Origin of the sequence: Paraburkholderia sp. 31.1 (assembly GCF_014397645.1) — a bacterium.
GTDB lineage: Bacteria > Pseudomonadota > Gammaproteobacteria > Burkholderiales > Burkholderiaceae > Paraburkholderia > Paraburkholderia tuberum.
In genome coordinates this window covers 51,495-67,971 of the sequence record NZ_VZQN01000004.1, presented here as the reverse complement: position 1 = coordinate 67,971, position 16,477 = coordinate 51,495, and the positions used below count along the sequence as shown (strand labels likewise).

Below are 16,477 nucleotides of genomic sequence, written 5' to 3'. Positions count from 1 at the left end.
CCTGTATGGATATACAGTATCCTACATGGTTTTATGAGATAGCGAACAGGCACTTTTTTGGGGGGCGGGTTCATGGACATGCGAGTGCGCAAGCCAGCCGGGCATCCGATGCCGGAGATCGCGGCGTTCGTGGCCGAACTGAAAGCGGTGTTCGGCGAGCCGGACATCGATGAAGCGATTCGCCGCGGCAAGGCGGGCGAGCCGACCTTTCATGCGCGGGAAAACGGGCGCTCGGCGGGGACGGCGGCGCCGGTTGCGGCGAACGTCTGGCGCGTGGATCGCGCGGTGCGCGACCGGCATTACTGCGAGGGTTGCGACGGCTCGTGCATTGGCAGCGCGAAGTCGTGCCGTCCATAATGGCAGCGGCCCTCAACCCCGGAGAACCCCATGTTGCGCACGTACCTCGGAAGTTGCCATTGCCAATTCGTGAAGTTCGAGGCTCGCATCGATTTCGACGAGGGCACGTCGAAGTGCAATTGCAGCTACTGCAGCAGGCTGCGATTCTGGCACGTGCAGGTTCGCCGGGAAGATTTTCGTCTTCTTTCGGATGAAGCCGCGCTCAGCGAATATCAGGGGCACAATGCGGTCGCGCATCACCCGTTCTGCAAACGCTGCGGGGTTCACGTATTCGATCGCATAGATATGCCAAACGGCACGGGGTATCCGTATATCAACGTGAACATCATGTGCCTCGATGAACTCGATCTCGATGCGGCGTTGAATGCGCCGGTGACCTATCGGAATGGCCTGCACAACGACTGGGGCAATCCGCCTTCGGAAACGCGGCAGCTTTGATTGCGCCGGTCAGGGCGCTCTGCGCGGATGGTGAGGCGGTGGGCGTCCAGTTGATGGCGTTCGGACGTGAACTGGGCGAACTCGGGCTTGAAAGATCGCCGCGAGGCGATAGCGGGCTTTGACGCGTTGTACGACTGACCGCGCGCTAGATTCATTTCAAAACCTCGAAAAATGTAATAACATTGTGTTTCCATCGCATTGGGCTGGGTATAACATTGTATATACGGTATAGCCATGAAAACGACGATTCGCAAAATGGGCAACTCGCAAGGGGTGTTGATCCCCAAGCCGATACTTGCCCAGCTTGGTTTAGAGGATGAGGTAGACATGGAAGTCGAGAACGACGCGCTAGTAATTCGTCGTCCGCAGAAAGCTGTGCGCGAAGGCTGGGCCGTTGCAAGCAAACGGGTTGCGGAAACCGGCGACGACGCACTGGTGATGGGTGAGTTCGGCAACGCAGGTGATGCGGAGATAACGTGGTAGTGCGCGGCGAGGTTTGGCTAGTCGCTCTCGATCCGACGTTAGGTAGCGAAATCCAAAAGACACGTCCTTGCGTCGTAGTCTCTCCGCCTGAACTGCACGATCACCTTCGCACGGTCATTGTCGCCCCGATGACCTCGAAGGGCCGCCCCGCGCCCTTCCGCGTGCCGGTGACTTTCAAGCGAAAGCAAGGATTGATTTTGCTAGACCAAATTCGCACCGTTGATAAGGTGCGGCTGGTCAAGAAAGAGGGTTTTGTTGCCGAGAATACTTTGATGGACACCCTGAGAACGTTGCAGGAAGTGTTCGCTGAATGAAGGGGAAAGTACTTGGCGCGCAAGCGCTCCGCACGCCGGCCGGTATCCGTCTCCCACATGCGCAATGACGATCCCTCGTCGACGAGCAACGCGGCGCCGTCGCGCATGTACGTCACATCGCCGTTCGCGCTACCTCGTGGGTAATCACAGGGCCGCGATAGATGATCGCATTCGATCTTCATATGAGGCCTGATTTCGCCTTTGAACGAAAAGCCGGCGGCTCTTACTACGACGACCGGCAAACCCGCGGAACCGGAAGCACGCTGACAATCCCTGCAATGGCAGATGAGTTGCGCAAGTGACTCACCGCGAGCTTCGTATTGCACCGCGCCGCACAGGCAGCGTCCCATCCAGGGAGTCGACATGGATCTTCTCCGGTTCAAGTGATCCAGTGTTAGCTCGGGAGCCTAAGCATACGTATAACGGACCGTAGCTTGGCAGAGCATCGTCCTGGTCTTCGATGCATGGCAGACCGTCTCGAAGTACTCGCGGCCCATCGACACGCTCATCCGGCCGGCCGCGATATCAGCGATTCGAGCACGTCGGCAAAGGGCGTCCTGTCGATTTGCCCTTGCGTCAACGGCGTGATAGCAGGGGTGTAGATGCCTTCGAATTTCATGATGTTGTTCCGGATAGAGGGAAACGGGAGTCGAGACGATGGGCGTGCCGTTGCCTGACCGGCAACGGCACGCCGGTGAGCGGGTTAGTGATTCAGCGATGCCGCCTCTTGCAGGCTCAGCGAGCGCGTCTCTGGCGCGAGGGCAAGCGAAGCGGCGAGACCGATGAACGACACCCCCGCGGCTGCGACGCAGCATCATCCGACCGGAGACGGCGTCAGAACGTGTGATGGATCCCGACGTTCGCGCTTAATGTGCCGCGCGTCCGAGGCGCTCGAGCAGCGGTCTCGTTCCCATTTCGCGCAGGTACGGTTTCACCGGATCGCTCGTGTGGCCCACGAGCGGATCGACGGGCGCGCCCGGCACGGCGTTGGCGTTCGCGAAATGCCGTTCGGGCGTCCGTGCCGCCTGCGTAGCGGCGGCTTCGCGCACGGCGATGCCCAACTCGCGCAGCGTCACCGTTGCCGCGGTGATTTGCGCGCCGTCGGCTGCGTGCTGCGGAGGGGCGTCGACGATGTCGCCGCGGGTGAGAAAGCCGCGCGTGAGGCCGAGTTCGATCAGCGCCTGAAGGGGGGCCGACGCGTCCCCCGTCCGACGGACCGATCACGGCATCGGCCGCGGCCATCGCGCGTGCACCGCTTTGCGGCGCACCCACGGACCAGCGCTCAAACTCGTTGCGCATAGACGTTGCACCAGCCGTCAGCGGCAACCGATTTGCCGGGGAACATCGGGCACGGTCCTGAAGCCTCGCCCGCTGCGCCGGTATAGAAACGGCAGTTCGCGCAGTCCCGGCCCGCGTGGTACTTGGGGAACTTCGCGGCGTCGACGCTGCCCGCTTTCGCACGATAGCCGAGCGAGCTGGCCGCGGCGTCGTTTTCATCGACGGCGGGCGGCGCGGCTAACGCGAGCTCGGCGCTGGCGAGCGCGGCACACAGGCCCGCGGCCTGGAGAATGAAGTGTCTGCGGTTGTGAGAGACCATGATGATGCCCTGAGAAAAGAAATGGGTCGTCCATGCCGCATTCGATTGAAGCGGCGTGGCGTCGTAATGCGGTGCGAAGCAAAGTGTTAGTGGCGCGGTCCGGCGTTCAGCGGTGTGGTCGAGGATTGCGCGGCTTGCGCGGTCAGCTTCGCGCTGCCGGTGTCGTAGCCATTCGTATAGAGCAGGAAGGCCATCAGATCGGCGTACTCCTCGTCGCTCATCTTGCCGGGATGATCCGCGGGCATGTTGGTCGACATGTACTGGTAAATGCCGCCGATCGTCAGATGCGAGTTCGCCGCTGGCGCGAACGCCGGTCCGATCAACGACGGCGCGGTGTTGCCTTCGAGCTTCTCGCCGTGGCATTTCGCACACGAATCGGCATACAGATGTTCACCGTGGGTGACCTGATCGTGATCGAACGACGGTGTCTCGGTCGTCGCCGCAACCTTGATGAAGCCGCCGGCGGCGGGCATGCCGCCCACGCGCCATAGGTCCGCACGCGGCGACGCCTGGTTCGGGCCGTCGAGATAGCGCGCGAGATTCGCGTGAGTGCTGGCCGCGGTCGCCAAACCGCTCGCGAGGGTGGTTGGCAGCGCCCAGTTGCGCGTGAGCGCTGCGAGCCGGCCATCGCTGCGCAGACGCGTGAGCGCGTCATCGATGCGCTTTTGCAGCGGCTGCGTGTCGGGCCCCGACGCGAACACCAGATTCCAGTCGGCATAGGGCGACTCGGCGACGGCAACGTCGAAGTGCTGCTGCGGGTGCGCATGCCGATACGCCACCACGGCCGGGTACCAGACGATCGCGCGCTGGGCGCGCCCTTTCGCGAGGGCGTCGACGGTCAGCTCGGAGGTGGTTTCCAGATCGAAGCGCGCGTTCTTCTGCTGGACCGCGATCAGTTGCGACGGGCTCGACCAGGTGGCGGCAATGGTGATCTTGCCGTCCGGCGCCGCGACGGGGGTGTTGGCCGCATGGCCGCCGCGCAGCGTGACGCTGACGTAACCGGAGTGCAGATAGCTCCCGGAAAAGAGCAGGTGCGAGTCGGAGCCGTCGGCCACGCTCGAACGCGGAAAGCCCGCGATCACGTCGCAGTTGCGCTGCAGCGATGTCGAGAGCTCGCGAGCGGAGATGCCGTCGTCGCCGCCGTCGTCGTCGATGCCGCGCGGCGCGAATGTCGCGGTAATGCCCGCCGCGCTCAACACCGCGCGTGCAACGGACTTGTCCAGTTCGGCCGAAGGGCTGCCGGGCATCGTGCACACGCGGACGCTGGAAGACATCCGCGCGGCCGCCTGGGCGGCAACATGTGCGGCGCCGGCGACGAGCGCGCTGGCGAGAGCAAGGTGAGTGAATCGAATGTTCATGATGGTGCGTTCCTGTGATGGCGGGAACACCGCGCCCGCATGGGCTGCGCGCGGGCGCGGAAAGATGCGGCTGCGAAGGCCGGATGGGCAGAACGATGCGGGTGCGGTGGCTGCGCCTAGCTGCGATCGAGCGCGAACACGTACAGCGTGCCGCCGCGCGGAACGTCCTTCGCGACGTCGGCCATCGGGCCGCCCCAGATCGGATTCGCACCGCCGTAGCCCGCGAGCACGGCCACGTATTCCTTGCCGTCGACTTCGAACACGGAAGGTTGCGCGACGATGCCGCTCGCGAGTTGCGGGCTCTCCCACAGCACCTTGCCCGTCGTCACGTCGAACGCGTACAGATGGCCGTCGAGCGAGCCGCTGAAGGCGAGGCCGCTGGCCGTCGTGGCAACGCCACCGTTCCAGGGCATCCTGGTCCAGTGACCCCACAGCTTCTTGCCCGTATTGACATCGATGGCCTGAAGCTCGCCATAACCCTGGCTGCCCGGTTCAGGCTGGATCTCGAAGCCTTCGCCGAGGTAGGGCAGACCCTCCATGTAGCTGACCGACTTGCCGGACAGGCTCATGCACGCATGCAGCGAGGGCACCACCGCGATGTGCCGCTCGGGATCGTAGGAAGTCGACCACCAGTTCTTGCCGCCGAGAAAGCTCGGACAGGTGTTGATCGTCGTGCCGGCCTTGGGAAACCGGCTGGCGTCCTGAACTGGTTTGCCGTCGGCGGTATAGCCCGTCACCGACAGCGCCTTGACGAACGGCTCGGCGTAGATCAGCTTGCCGGTCTTGCGGTCGATCGCGTGGAAGAAGCCGTTGCGGTCGGCATGGATGATGGCGTCATACTGCTTGCCCTTGTAGTTGATGTTGGCAAGAACCGGCGTGTTGACGCCGTCGTAGTCCCACGTGTCGTTACTCGTGTACTGATAGTGCCACTTCAGGTCGCCGTTCTTCGGATCGAGCGCGAGCAGGGAATCGGAGTACAGATTGTCGCCGGGACGCAGCGCGGCGAGCCACGGTCCCGGATTGCCGACGCCCCAGTACAGCGTCTGCGTGGCGGCGTCGTAGGTGCCGGTCAGCCACGCCGCGCCGCCGCCATGTTCCTGCATGCCGTCGGGCCACGTATCGCCGCCCTTGTCGCCGGCATTCGGGATCGTATAGCGCTTCCAGATGATCGAGCCGTCGTCGGGATCGAGTGCGGCGATATAGCCGCGAATCCCATACTCGCCGCCTGATGTACCGACCACGATCGCGCCGTCGAGCGCGAGCGGCGCGAGCGAGAACGCGTAGCCGAGACCCGGTTCGAACATCTGCTTCTTCCATACGACATTGCCGCTCTGCGCGTCGATCGCGGCTACCTCGCCGCTCAGCATGGCCACGTAGACGTTCTTGCCATACAGCGCGACGCCGCGATTCACTACGTCGCAGCATGCGGTCCTGAACGATTCCGCGCCGAGCTTCGGCTCGTATTTCCAGAGCTTCGTGCCGCTCTTGACATCGAATGCATAGACGTTGTCTTTCGGCGTGCTGACGAAAAGGTAGCCGCCGTTGACGATCGGGGTTGCTTCGAAGCCTTGCTTGAGTTCCGCGGGGAACTGATAGCTCCAGGCCTCCTTGAGCCCGGCGACATTCGATGCATCGATCTGCTTCAGTGGCGAATGTGACTGGCCGCTATAGCTGCGGTAGTAGGTGAGCCAGCCCGGGTCGCTCTGTGCTTGAGCGAGGCGCTCGTAGGTCACGGCGGGATAGTCCGGGGCGGCGTGCACCGGAGCCACGTTCAGTGCCATCGCGATCGCGATGCTCGCTCCAAGGACAGCCAGCCGGCCTGCGGCGGGCGAACGGTTCTTCATGGTCGTCTCCTGAGTGTTTGTCGATGCAGTGCCGGGAGAGGCGTCGCCCCTTTGTTCCGTGTCGATCCGGTTGCGGTGCCGTTACTGCAAGTCACATGCCATTTTTGTGGGCGAGTCCGAAAGGGCGGCACGCCTGAAACGTGCGGCGGCACATATCGCGCGTAGAGCGCTCCATGTGTTGCATCCCGGTACAACGCCGGGCGATGGAGTGTTGAGAAACAGGACAGTTGCAGCGCCGGCGCGCATCGCTCGGGTCGAGCGCGACGCCAGGATCGCGGGCGAAGCTGTCGCTGAAATGGATGGCCCGGAGCTTGCTTAAGAGGACGGAGAAAAGTCCGGCAAGGTACCAGGCTTTCCAGGAGGGAGACAATGCGCGATGACGTTCACCGGGCCGTGGCTCAGACTGCCGTACGGTCCAACGACTTTCCCGTGCCGGCAATTCAGAAAGCGCACGAACGCTCCGAAACATTTGGTCTGTGCGCGTCGGCGCGGCCGGAATACGAGGTTCTTTCGAACCCGGGTCTCGTGCTCAAACGCGAGCAGAACCGGGTGTTGTGCGCGCATGCGACGCCGGTGATGGAGTCGCTGCACGAGCAGATCGCCGACACGCAAAGCATGATCGTGCTGACCAATGCCGAAGGGCTGATCCTGCATTCGATCGGCGACGACGACTTCCTCGCGCGCGCGGAGAAAGTCGCGCTGCGGCCCGGCGCGAACTGGGCCGAGGACCGCCAGGGCACCAATGCGATCGGTACGGCGCTGGCCGAGCGCTGCGCGATGGTCGTGCACGGCGACCAGCACTACCTGGCGGCAAACCGCTTCCTGACCTGCTCGAGCGTGCCGATTCTCGATCCGTATGGCGACGCGATCGGGGTGCTCGACGTGACGGGCGACTACCGCAGCTACCATCAGCACACGATGGCGCTCGCCAAAATGTCGGTGCAGATGATCGAGAATCATCTCTTTACGACCACCTTTCACGAAACGCTGCAAGTGTCCTTCCATAGTCGTCCGGAGTTTCTGGGCACGCTGATGGAAGGCATCGTGGCGTTCACGAGCGACGGACGCTTTCTGTCGGCCAACCGGAGCGCCCAGTTCCAGCTCGGCATGTCGCTCGCCGGGCTGCGCGCATATACGCTGTCGTCGCTGTTCCAGACCACGAGCGCGCAACTGATCGATCGCGCGCGCGTGAGCCTCGACCCGCACCTGATGCTCAACCTGAGCAGCGGCGCGGTCGTCTGCGCGCGCGTGCAGTTCAGGCGGGCGTCGCTGGCCGAGGGCAGCCGCCCGGTCGCCGTGCACGACGGCGCCCGCGCGGTGGGGCGCGAGGAGCCGCCGCAGGCGGCCGCCGGACTCTCGCGTCTGAGCTATCTCGACACGGGTGACCCGCAGGTCGCCGCGGTCATTGCGAAGGTCAGGAGGGTGATCGGCAAGGACATTCCGATCCTGATCAATGGGGAGACCGGCACGGGCAAGGAACTGCTCGCGCAGGCGATCCACAACGATTCGCCGCGCTGCGCCGGGCCGTTCGTGGCGCTCAACTGTGCTTCGATTCCCGAGACGCTGATCGAATCCGAGCTGTTCGGCTACGAGGAGGGCGCATTCACCGGGGCGCGGCGCAAAGGCGCGATCGGCAAGCTGCTGCAGGCAAACGGCGGCACGCTGTTTCTCGACGAGATCGGCGACATGCCGTACTCGCTGCAAGTGCGGCTGCTGCGCGTGCTGCAGGAACGCGTCGTCAACCCGCTCGGCTCGACGAGGAGCATTGCGGTGGACGTCGCGATCATCTGCGCGACGCACCGGGACTTGCGCGAGATGATCGCGCAAAACCGCTTCCGCGAGGATCTCTACTACCGGCTCAATGGCCTCGTGGTGCGTCTGCCGCGGCTGCGCGACCGTACCGACCTCGCGGTCGTGATCCAGAAGATGTTGCTGCGCGAATCGATCGCCAGCGCGAGCGGACGGCCGCTTCACGTCGCACCCGATGTCATGGCGATGTTCGAGCGCTGTCCATGGCCGGGCAACTTCAGGCAGCTTGGCAACCTGCTGCGCACCGCGGCGGCCATGGTCGATGCGGACGGCGAGATCCGGCGCGAGCATTTGCCCGATGACTTCTTCGATGATCTGCGCTGCGGCGTTTCGTCGAGCGGCGCGGCGGATACGCCGGGCTCGGGCAATGCGTTCGCGCCGGAGTGCGCGCGCCTGCAGGACGTGACCGTGTCGGTGATTGCCGCCGCCCTCGCGCGGCATGGCGGCAACGTTTCGGCGGCCGCGCGCGAGCTCGGCGTGTCGCGCAACACGATCTATCGCAAGATGCCCGCGGTCGAGCCGGATCGTGAGGTGGACGACTTCTGAACCCACCGCGCCGCTTTCATCAGCACTTCTGTTTCGCCCACGTAATGTCACACCGTTGTTGCGTCCCGCAGCAGTGGTGCTCCAAAAATCAACACTGCCATCTCCCGAACGCGTCGTATGGCGACGCGTTCGTCCCGCTTACGTCAGCGAATTGACGATGTCGATGCCCATACCCAGGCGAAGGCTTGTGCGCGAGCCAAACGAGCCTCGCGTGGCGACATCGGCATGTCCTTTGCTTTGAAGGGAACGGCCGCGCATCGAGTGCGGTTCTTCCGTCCCATCGCAAACAAGGAGACATGCCATGCAATGGATCACTCCGTCGTACGCCGAGGTGCGTTTCGGCTTTGAAGTCACGATGTATATCGCCAATCGCTGAGCGGGCTGCGGCGTGCCGCCCGCAGTGCCGTAGTGGCGCCGCGGGCGGCGCTCGCCACGCCGGGCACGCCCGAGGCGCAGCAGCGCGCGCTCGATATCCTGCGGTTCAAACTCGATAATTCTCTGGTCGATCCTCGATGCGGTCGAAAAGGCCTGGCCCCTATGAACACGCGTGACGCGGATAGCGGCGTGCCGCTGCGCCCCCGCCTGCGGAGCATCTTCCGCCTGCAGTGGGAAGCGGCGCAGGACGCCTACGTGCTGCTCTATCCCGAAGGGATGGTGAAGCTCAACACTAGCGCCGGCGCGATCCTCGCGCGTTGCGACGGAGAACACGAGCTCGACGACATCATCGGCGAACTCGAACGGCTTTTCGGCACGTCCGAACTTGCACCCGACGTCTATCGCTTTCTCGATCACGCGCGGCTGCGCGGCTGGCTATCCTGAGATGGCCCACGACCATCCCGGTCCTTCAGTGCGTGTGTGGCGGCTCCTCGTGCCACGCCAGCGTCTCGAATAGCGGCTCGACTGCTTCCTCGTACGCGCTTCGGGCACGGTACCGGGCCCCTCAGCGAAGGTCCATCCGTGCTCGAGCATCAGCCAGTGGACCACCGACATACTGACCATCTCGTTCAAGCCCCTGAGCGCCCGCCCGATCAACGCACGATGTGCCCAAGGGCAAGCCAGGCTGACGTATGGCAATTTCCACAACACATTGGCGCCGGTGAGGACACCGGCGACCATGGATCATGAAGTAAGCGGAGGAAGGCGCGTCGAATGCCGACGCAACCGTCAAAGACGGCGCGCGTGCTTCGCCGATCTGACGCTCATTGCCCGCGGATGATGTTTGCGAGCCGATTGCCGCGCGTCGGCAAACATTTTGCGAACGTTGCACAATACGGCTTGGGGAAACCAGCCGGAATTGGCCAGTCGTTGGCCGCCACGCCCGGCCGCCATCAATCCGCCATTAGCCAGTCAATCATGCCAACAGCAGAGGTTGAGAGTCTGCCCAGTCAACTGCCGGGAATGCTGCCGCGATTATGGGCGTTCTCGCTGCGCCTGTGCGGCAACCAGCACGACGCCGAGGATCTCGTCCAGCGGGCCTGTGTCCGCGGACTCGAACGCGCCCATCAATTGCAGCCAGGCACTTCTCCTCTGAGCTGGATGTTTTCGATCGTTCATTCCACCTGGATCAACGAGCTGAGAGCGCGCAACGTGCGCAACCGCTCGAGCATGGAATGGGACGACGATTTTCTGCAGACCGTTGCTGATCCCGATGCGCGCACGCCGGAAGAGAACCTGCTGAATGGCGAGATCATCGCGGCCGTCAACCGTCTGCCCGAGGCACAACGGATCGTCATGCTGCTCGTGGCCGTCGAGGGCCTGAGTTACGCCGAGGCCGCCGAGGCGCTCGGCGTGCCGATCGGCACGATCATGAGTCGCCTGTCCCGCGCGCGGCAGACCATTGGGGCGCAATTCGGCAATCGTGAAACCACGGCGGCGCGCTCATCCAGCAGCGAGCGAGAAGTGTGATGACGATCGACGACACCACCCTGTTAGCGTACGTCGACGGAGAATTACCGCCGGACGAATGCGCACATGTCGAGAGCGCGATCGGCAAGTCGGACGACGTGGCGTCGCGCCTGTCGATACTGCGGGCCTCGCAATTGCCGTACGCGGAAGCATTCAGCCAGCAGGCGTTGCCGCCGGTGCCAGAGACATTGCGCCGCAACGTCGACGAATTGATTCGACTGCACCTCGCAGGTTCGTCCGCACAAAGCGCGGTCAATGCCGCCGACGCAATCGATACCGCGACCAGCGGTGAGTCATCGATCCCGTCCGGTGGCAATGTGCATCGGCTGAAGCCGCGCGCATCATTGCCGTGGCTGGCGGTGGCGTTCGTCGCGGGCGTGTTCTCCTGCGGCATCGCGTTCCGTCTGTTGCCGCAATTGACCGGTGGCGGCGCCATCACGACGGCATCGAATGATCCGGGCGTGTCGCCGTGGATCGCTGCGGCGGCCGGCTATCAGCAGCTTTACACACGCGACACCGTCGCCTCGTTGCAACCCGACATGCGCGCGACCGCCGTCACCGCCGCCAATATTCGTCAATACGACAATCTGGCGTTGCAGATTCCCGACCTGCGCAGTCAAGGGCTCTCGTTCAAGCGCGTGCAGCGCCTGAGATTTCGTGGCAAACCGCTCGTGCAGATCGTCTACCTGCCGGAGCATGGCGGCCCCGTCGCGTTATGCGTGCTGAAAGAAGCGAAGGCCGACGCGGCGCCCGCGCGCGATCGCGTCGGCGGCATGGACGTAGTGGCGTGGCGGCGCGGCCAACTCGGTTATGCGCTGATCGGCGAGCACGGCGGCGTCGATCTCGAAGCACTCGGCAAACGCCTTTACGGCGGCGAGGTGTCGACCACCATCGGCCGCACGGACGCGCATGACGATGCCCGGTCGGGCTGATCACCAGCGAGGCCATGGCTTGCTGCTGCGCTGGCTCGCGGTTTTCGCGGCGCCTATGTTACTGCTGGCGCTGTTCGTCTGGTGCGCCGGATGGTTCCCGCCGCGCCTGACTTCGCAGCGGATCGTCGATGCATTCGAAGCGACGACGACGCCGCACCCGGGCTTCCGGCGCAACCACGCGAAGGGCATCTGCATCACCGGACACTTCGACAGCAACGGCAACGGCGCGTCGGTATCGCGCGCAAGCGTGTTCGAACGCGGCAGCTACGCCGTCGTCGGGCGACTGTCGAGGCCCGGCGGCAATCCGCAACAAGACGACGGCGAAGCCCTGGTGCGCAGCTTCGCGTTGCTGATCGCGCTGCCGCACGGCGAGCAATGGCGTCTCGCGATGAATTCGACGCCGATTTTCGCGGTGCGCACGCCGCAGGCGCTATTCGAACAGCTTCAGGCGGAAGCGCTGGATCCGCACACCGGTCAGGCGAACCCCGCAAAAATGCAGGCGTTTCTCGACGGCCATCCTGAGGCCCGCGCGTTTCTCGAATGGGTCCGCTTGCACCCGCCATCGTCCCGCTTCGATAACGCGGCCTATTTCGGTATCAGTTCGTTCCAGACTACGGATGCGCAGGGCGTGCAGCGTTTCGTGCGTTGGGAGGTGGTGCCGGACAGTCCCTGGCGACCTGTCGAAGCACGCGCGCAAAGCGATCCAGATTTTCTGTCGCACGCTCTGATGACGCAACTCGCGAAGGGGCCATTGCGCTGGCATCTGGTGCTGAACGTCGCGATGCCCGGCGATCCGATCGACGACTCGACGCGGCAATGGATCGACTCACCGCAACGCGAGCGGGTCGACGTGGGCACGATCGTCATCGATCGCGCGCAGACGCAGATCGATGGTCCCTGTCGCGACATCACGTTCAATCCGACCATCCTGCCCGATGGCATCGCGCCATCCGCCGATCCGTTGCTGGCCGCGCGGTCGTCGACGTATAGCGTATCGTTCAATCGCCGAACTCGGGAGGAGGCCGTTGCCGGATCGAACGGTCATTGAATGTCGTCTCTACCGCGAGGTGTCGGGAGCGACGCCTGAGAAAACGGTTGGCAATAGCAAGTCCTGGCCAGTGATCCACGCTTCATCCGCGCGCTGCGTACGACCTGCGAACAACGCGCAACTACGGTTATCATAGAATTTGATGACGAACGGGCGGTGCCCGCCCTGCGCCTTGCAGGCGAATGCTGATCGCGCTCAACCTCCTTTAAGCCTATCGTCCTATGAGACCCGACGACAGTAAATTGATCGCGTATGTCGATGGCGAACTTGACCCGTCCGAGGCGGCATCGATCGAAAAGGAACTCGCCGTTTCGCCTGAGTTGCAGGAGAGCGTCGATTTGCTGCGCGCGTCGCAGCTCCCTTATCGCGAGGCGTTTGCAACGCAGAAGCTACCGCCTTTACCGGGCGAATTGCAGCGCCGTATCGAAGCAATGGCGAGCGCCGCACGGCGCGACGAATCGAATCACGCATCCCATCAGCCGATACCCGCAAGAAAGCCGCAGGCGCGGCTGTGGCTTGCCGCGGCATTTGTCGCCGGCGCGTTTTGCGCGGGCCTCGCGATGCGGCTCGGACCTGCATGGCTGGGCGTGCCCGGCAGTGGCGGCGCAATTGTCGCGTCGAACGACGCGACGTCGTGGATCCATGCAGCGGTGGGCTATCAACGGCTCTATACACGCGATACCGTTGCCGACATCACGCCCGACCTCGGCGCGTCGGCGAAGACCGTCACGGCGATCCGGTACGTCGACGGCATTGCATTGCGGGTGCCGGATTTGCGGGAGGCGGGGCTGTCGTTCAAGGCAGTCGCGCGCCTGCGCTTCAACGACAAGCCGCTGGTCCAGATCGTCTATCTGCCCGACCACGGCGCGCCGGTTGCGCTGTGTGTGATGAAGGACGCGCGACCGGACCAGGCGATCGCGCAACAGCAGTTGAACGGCATGACCGTCGTATCGTGGCGGCAGAACGATCTTGCCTATGCGCTGATCGGCAAACCGGACTCAACCGATCTGCAGTCGATCGCACAGCGGATCTCGAACAGCAGCGTGGACGCGTTGTTCGCGCTTAACGATGCGCCCGATGCGAAGCCGAGGGATGCGCGTACATGAGCGCGGCGCGATCTGATCGCAGTGCGGGCCATTCCGCGTGACGGCGTCCGGAGTCAAGTTCTGCCGGTTTTTTGCGTGACGGGGTATGACAGGAGAGTCGTAGTGAAACGAAACGATGACCTCGCTGGTCGTTGTTTCGCTCTATTCAGTAAACGGCGACCCGTGAGCCGCGATTCGTAATCGAGGTCATAGCCACAAACGATTGGTCGCAACAGTGGTTTTTGGATAAAGATGCCCTGCGCACGCGTTCGGTCAAAATCGAAATGGAGCGGCGCTGCCTTTGGCAATTCTGCAAGCATCCGCGTTTAAGCCGTTGACGAACTCCATGCAACGGTCCGAGATAAAGAGGTGGCGTCAGATCCGCCAAACCTCTGCTCGGCGAAGAGACCAATCAACCGGTCCAGAGAAATTCTGTCTGGCCTTGTTCCTGATGTGATCGATGTTAGGGCCTGGTTCGACGTGACCCTCAAGCGGCACGTCGAGCCGTCGTTCAAGGGCTCTACTCGAAATTGGCCACTCAACCATGTCCACCACTGTCGTTGAGAGTTTGCCGGACCTTTTACCCGGAATGCTGCCCAGATTGTGGGCTTTCTCGTTGCGCCTGTCCGGCAATCAGCACGACGCCGAAGACCTGCTGCAACGTTCGTGCGTACGCGGACTCGAACGGGCGCATCAACTGCAGCCCGGCACGGCACCGCTCAGCTGGATGTTCTCGATCATCCATTCCACGTGGCTCAACGAATTGCGGGCACGCAGCGTACGAGGCCGGGCGAGTGTCGAGTGGGATGACGCATTGCTAGCCGTCTCCGATCCTGCCGCGCGTTCCCCCGAAGATGTGCTGCTGAGCCGTGAGATCATCGCCGCCGTCGGGCGCTTGCCCGAGGCTCAGCGCGTGGTGATGCTGCTCGTCGCGTTCGAAGGATTGAGTTACGCCGAAGCCGCGCAGGTGCTCGATGTTCCGATCGGCACGATCATGAGCCGCCTGTCGCGCGCGCGGCAAAGCATTGGCGCGCGCTTCGACAGCGGCGCGGGACCGGCCGCACGTTCGGCTCCGCCTCGGGTCGAAGTCGGGCGATGACGATCGACGACGCCGACCTGCTTGCTTATGTCGATCGTACGTTGCCTCACGCGCGCGTGGCCGACATAGAGCGAGCGATGCACGAGTCCGTCGATATTGCGAAGCGCGTGATATGGCTGATGGCATCGAAGTTTTCATACACTGAGATCGTTGGCCGGCAAAGCTTGCCCGCATTGCCCGTAGCGCTGCGGTTACGGATCGATCGCCTGATCGCGGCCGCCTGACGATCGATCGGCGGCGCGAGCCGGGAGACTCAGGGTGGCGGGTCGTCGAAGGCACGCAAAAAAGCCTCGCGATCCACCGACGCCGGCAGCGCGTCGGCCAGTCGCGCACGGAAGGTCGCTGCGTCCGCGCCACGCGCGGCCCGCTCGGCGATCACGTGTGCGAACGGTCCGACGTGCGATGCGAGCCGCCGCGCAGCGGCCTCGACGTGCTCGGCATCGAGCGGCATGCACGCCGCGGATGTCGATTCGATGGGCAGCGTGCTGCGCTTCGAGTCATCGCCCGAAGCGATCACGTGCTGCTTGAGCAGCGTATCGAACTCACGACGAGCCGAGTCGTTGGACAAATGGCGCGCAAGCTGAGCCGCCAGTGTTTGCGAGTCGGTCGCGTGCGACGCGGCGCGCCGCACGAGCAGCGAGGCAATGGGGCCGACGTGGCTGGCGAGCCGTTGCTCCAGCTGGGCCAGAAACTCGGGTGGCCAGTCTGGTCTGGCAGCCCCCGCCGGTGGCGCAAGCGTCTGGCGGAACGGCTGCGCGCGCACGACGGTATGGTCGGGATCGAGCCGCGCCATGAATGAGTCGTGCAGCGTCGACAAGGCGTTGCGCCAGCTTTGCGCGGACGCATAGCGGTCGTCTGGCCGTTTGGCGAGCGCCTTCAGCACCATGGCATCGAGTTCGGCGGGCAGGCTTGTGACATGCGTCGATGGGGGCGGCGGCATCTCGTTCATCACCTGATGCATCACGGCGGCTGGCGCGCCGCTAAACGGGCATTGCCCGCTCAGCATCTCGTACAGAACGACGCCGGCGGAAAACAGGTCGCTGCGTGCGTCGATCTCCGCGCCTGCATACTGCTCCGGCGACATGTAGCTTGGCGTGCCGATCATCATGCCGGCCTGCGTCAGGCGTCCTGTATCGAGCTGTGCGATGCCGAAGTCGGTCACCTTGCATTCGCCGCGCGGCGCGATCAGCAGGTTCGCGGGTTTGATGTCGCGATGGATCACGCCGAGTTCGTGCGCATAAGCGAGTGCGTCGAGCAGTTGCGCGAACCACGTGAGCGCATCGAGCAAAGGCATCATGCTGCCATCGCGGGCGTGCTGCGCGAGCCGTTGCGCGAGGTTCTCGCCGCGTACGTATTCGAGCGCGATGAACGCGACGCCTTGCGCCTCGCCATAGTCGAACACGCCGACGATGTGCGGATGCACGAGACGGCCGGCAGCGCGCGCTTCGTTGAGAAAGCGTGCGGTCAGCTCCGCACCGGATGGCTCCGCCGTGCCTTTTCCGTCGTTCAGTGACGGGGTGCGAATCGTTTTTAGCGCCACCTCGCGCTGGATATGCGGATCGGTCGCGAGATAGACCGTGCCCATCGCGCCGCGACCGAGCACCCGTTCGATCCGATAGCGGCCGATCTGTCGCGGAGTCGCGCCGGTTTGGGAAGTCATGG

The 16,477-nt window shown here is 63.8% G+C and carries 18 protein-coding genes and 3 pseudogenes; 13 read left to right on the top strand and 8 right to left on the bottom strand.

Annotated elements, in window-relative coordinates; translation table 11 throughout:
- The first annotated feature begins 72 nt into the window (after window positions 1–72).
- The 4 genes from F6X37_RS03660 to F6X37_RS03645 all read left to right on the top strand — a co-directional run bounded on the left by F6X37_RS03660 (window position 73) and on the right by F6X37_RS03645 (window position 1,592).
- Window positions 73–357: a hypothetical protein gene (locus F6X37_RS03660; RefSeq protein ID WP_090804206.1), complete on the top strand. Its 285-nt coding sequence runs from the start codon at window positions 73–75 to the stop codon at window positions 355–357.
- A gap of 30 nt (window positions 358–387) precedes the next feature.
- Window positions 388–795 (top strand): GFA family protein, encoded by a 408-nt coding sequence (locus F6X37_RS03655; RefSeq protein WP_187610358.1) that lies wholly within the window; start codon window positions 388–390, stop codon window positions 793–795.
- A 234-nt stretch (window positions 796–1,029) separates the two neighbouring features.
- Window positions 1,030–1,278, top strand: a complete 249-nt coding sequence (locus F6X37_RS03650; RefSeq protein ID WP_090804210.1) for an AbrB/MazE/SpoVT family DNA-binding domain-containing protein — start codon at window positions 1,030–1,032, stop codon at window positions 1,276–1,278.
- Window positions 1,272–1,592, top strand: coding sequence for a type II toxin-antitoxin system PemK/MazF family toxin (locus F6X37_RS03645; RefSeq protein WP_187610357.1), 321 nt, complete (start codon window positions 1,272–1,274; stop codon window positions 1,590–1,592). The genes F6X37_RS03650 and F6X37_RS03645 overlap by 7 nt, the downstream gene beginning before the upstream one ends.
- A gap of 233 nt (window positions 1,593–1,825) precedes the next feature.
- Here the strand turns inward: F6X37_RS03645 and F6X37_RS36655 are convergent.
- From F6X37_RS36655 to F6X37_RS03615, 6 genes and pseudogenes are all read right to left on the bottom strand, one after another.
- Window positions 1,826–1,942 (bottom strand): annotated as a pseudogene (locus tag F6X37_RS36655) (GFA family protein); the annotation flags it as partial.
- 516 nt (window positions 1,943–2,458) lie between these two features.
- The gene (locus tag F6X37_RS03630) at window positions 2,459–2,668 is read right to left on the bottom strand and encodes a hypothetical protein (protein ID WP_244144869.1); all 210 of its coding nucleotides are present in this window, start codon (window positions 2,666–2,668) and stop codon (window positions 2,459–2,461) included.
- Window positions 2,669–2,680: 12 nt separating this feature from the next.
- A pseudogene (locus F6X37_RS37875) lies at window positions 2,681–2,725 on the bottom strand (hypothetical protein); the annotation flags it as partial.
- 149 nt (window positions 2,726–2,874) lie between these two features.
- Window positions 2,875–3,189, bottom strand: coding sequence for a high-potential iron-sulfur protein (locus F6X37_RS03625; protein WP_187610356.1), 315 nt, complete (start codon window positions 3,187–3,189; stop codon window positions 2,875–2,877).
- Between the two features lie 86 nt (window positions 3,190–3,275).
- Complete coding sequence (locus tag F6X37_RS03620; RefSeq protein ID WP_187610355.1) at window positions 3,276–4,547, bottom strand: c-type cytochrome; 1,272 nt, start codon at window positions 4,545–4,547, stop codon at window positions 3,276–3,278.
- A 116-nt stretch (window positions 4,548–4,663) separates the two neighbouring features.
- Window positions 4,664–6,391 carry a methanol/ethanol family PQQ-dependent dehydrogenase gene (locus tag F6X37_RS03615; RefSeq protein WP_187610354.1) on the bottom strand — a complete coding sequence of 576 codons (1,728 nt, stop codon included), beginning with the start codon at window positions 6,389–6,391 and terminating at the stop codon, window positions 4,664–4,666.
- A 369-nt stretch (window positions 6,392–6,760) separates the two neighbouring features.
- Here F6X37_RS03615 and F6X37_RS03610 point away from each other — a divergent pair, with 369 nt between their 5' ends.
- The 3 genes from F6X37_RS03610 (at window position 6,761) to pqqD (ending at window position 9,565) form a co-directional block, all read left to right on the top strand.
- Window positions 6,761–8,746 carry a sigma-54-dependent Fis family transcriptional regulator gene (locus tag F6X37_RS03610; RefSeq protein WP_187610353.1) on the top strand — a complete coding sequence of 662 codons (1,986 nt, stop codon included), beginning with the start codon at window positions 6,761–6,763 and terminating at the stop codon, window positions 8,744–8,746.
- Window positions 8,747–9,047: 301 nt separating this feature from the next.
- Entirely contained in the window at window positions 9,048–9,122 is a 75-nt protein-coding gene (gene pqqA, locus F6X37_RS37870) for a pyrroloquinoline quinone precursor peptide PqqA (RefSeq protein ID WP_090805708.1), read from the top strand.
- A gap of 161 nt (window positions 9,123–9,283) precedes the next feature.
- The gene (pqqD, locus tag F6X37_RS03600; RefSeq protein ID WP_187610352.1) at window positions 9,284–9,565 is read left to right on the top strand and encodes a pyrroloquinoline quinone biosynthesis peptide chaperone PqqD; all 282 of its coding nucleotides are present in this window, start codon (window positions 9,284–9,286) and stop codon (window positions 9,563–9,565) included.
- Window positions 9,566–9,664: 99 nt separating this feature from the next.
- Here the strand turns inward: pqqD and F6X37_RS03595 are convergent.
- Window positions 9,665–9,814, bottom strand: a pseudogene (locus F6X37_RS03595) (glutathione S-transferase family protein); the annotation flags it as partial.
- A gap of 285 nt (window positions 9,815–10,099) precedes the next feature.
- On the opposite strand from F6X37_RS03595, the gene F6X37_RS03590 reads away from it, so the two are divergent.
- The 6 genes from F6X37_RS03590 to F6X37_RS03565 all read left to right on the top strand — a co-directional run bounded on the left by F6X37_RS03590 (window position 10,100) and on the right by F6X37_RS03565 (window position 15,039).
- The gene (locus tag F6X37_RS03590; RefSeq protein WP_187610437.1) at window positions 10,100–10,651 is read left to right on the top strand and encodes an RNA polymerase sigma factor; all 552 of its coding nucleotides are present in this window, start codon (window positions 10,100–10,102) and stop codon (window positions 10,649–10,651) included.
- Window positions 10,651–11,583, top strand: coding sequence for an anti-sigma factor (locus tag F6X37_RS03585; protein ID WP_187610351.1), 933 nt, complete (start codon window positions 10,651–10,653; stop codon window positions 11,581–11,583). The genes F6X37_RS03590 and F6X37_RS03585 overlap by 1 nt, the downstream gene beginning before the upstream one ends.
- Entirely contained in the window at window positions 11,567–12,631 is a 1,065-nt protein-coding gene (locus tag F6X37_RS03580; protein ID WP_187610436.1) for a catalase family peroxidase, read from the top strand. Before F6X37_RS03585 ends, F6X37_RS03580 begins: the two co-directional genes overlap by 17 nt.
- A 221-nt stretch (window positions 12,632–12,852) precedes the next feature.
- Window positions 12,853–13,737 (top strand): anti-sigma factor family protein, encoded by an 885-nt coding sequence (locus tag F6X37_RS03575; RefSeq protein ID WP_187610350.1) that lies wholly within the window; start codon window positions 12,853–12,855, stop codon window positions 13,735–13,737.
- A gap of 523 nt (window positions 13,738–14,260) precedes the next feature.
- On the top strand, window positions 14,261–14,815 hold the full coding sequence (locus tag F6X37_RS03570) for an RNA polymerase sigma factor (protein WP_090804233.1): 555 nt from the start codon (window positions 14,261–14,263) through the stop codon (window positions 14,813–14,815).
- Complete coding sequence (locus tag F6X37_RS03565) at window positions 14,812–15,039, top strand: hypothetical protein (protein WP_187610349.1); 228 nt, start codon at window positions 14,812–14,814, stop codon at window positions 15,037–15,039. Before F6X37_RS03570 ends, F6X37_RS03565 begins: the two co-directional genes overlap by 4 nt.
- 29 nt (window positions 15,040–15,068) lie before the next feature.
- On the opposite strand, the gene F6X37_RS03560 is transcribed toward F6X37_RS03565, so the two are convergent.
- Window positions 15,069–16,475: a serine/threonine-protein kinase gene (locus F6X37_RS03560; RefSeq protein ID WP_187610348.1), complete on the bottom strand. Its 1,407-nt coding sequence runs from the start codon at window positions 16,473–16,475 to the stop codon at window positions 15,069–15,071.
- Window positions 16,476–16,477 lie beyond the last annotated feature (2 nt).

Coding starts and splice junctions, on each gene's coding strand:
- F6X37_RS03655 (WP_187610358.1), top strand. CDS start 388: ATGTTGCGCACGTACCTCGGAAGTTGCCATTGCCAATTCGTGAAGTTC.
- F6X37_RS03560 (WP_187610348.1), bottom strand. CDS start 16,475: ATGACTTCCCAAACCGGCGCGACTCCGCGACAGATCGGCCGCTATCGG.
- F6X37_RS03650 (WP_090804210.1), top strand. CDS start 1,030: ATGAAAACGACGATTCGCAAAATGGGCAACTCGCAAGGGGTGTTGATC.
- F6X37_RS03580 (WP_187610436.1), top strand. CDS start 11,567: ATGCCCGGTCGGGCTGATCACCAGCGAGGCCATGGCTTGCTGCTGCGC.
- F6X37_RS03660 (WP_090804206.1), top strand. CDS start 73: ATGGACATGCGAGTGCGCAAGCCAGCCGGGCATCCGATGCCGGAGATC.
- F6X37_RS03570 (WP_090804233.1), top strand. CDS start 14,261: ATGTCCACCACTGTCGTTGAGAGTTTGCCGGACCTTTTACCCGGAATG.
- F6X37_RS03565 (WP_187610349.1), top strand. CDS start 14,812: ATGACGATCGACGACGCCGACCTGCTTGCTTATGTCGATCGTACGTTG.
- F6X37_RS03590 (WP_187610437.1), top strand. CDS start 10,100: ATGCCAACAGCAGAGGTTGAGAGTCTGCCCAGTCAACTGCCGGGAATG.
- F6X37_RS03575 (WP_187610350.1), top strand. CDS start 12,853: ATGAGACCCGACGACAGTAAATTGATCGCGTATGTCGATGGCGAACTT.
- F6X37_RS03625 (WP_187610356.1), bottom strand. CDS start 3,189: ATGGTCTCTCACAACCGCAGACACTTCATTCTCCAGGCCGCGGGCCTG.
- pqqD (WP_187610352.1), top strand. CDS start 9,284: ATGAACACGCGTGACGCGGATAGCGGCGTGCCGCTGCGCCCCCGCCTG.
- F6X37_RS03615 (WP_187610354.1), bottom strand. CDS start 6,391: ATGAAGAACCGTTCGCCCGCCGCAGGCCGGCTGGCTGTCCTTGGAGCG.
- F6X37_RS03620 (WP_187610355.1), bottom strand. CDS start 4,547: ATGAACATTCGATTCACTCACCTTGCTCTCGCCAGCGCGCTCGTCGCC.
- F6X37_RS03585 (WP_187610351.1), top strand. CDS start 10,651: ATGACGATCGACGACACCACCCTGTTAGCGTACGTCGACGGAGAATTA.
- F6X37_RS03610 (WP_187610353.1), top strand. CDS start 6,761: ATGCGCGATGACGTTCACCGGGCCGTGGCTCAGACTGCCGTACGGTCC.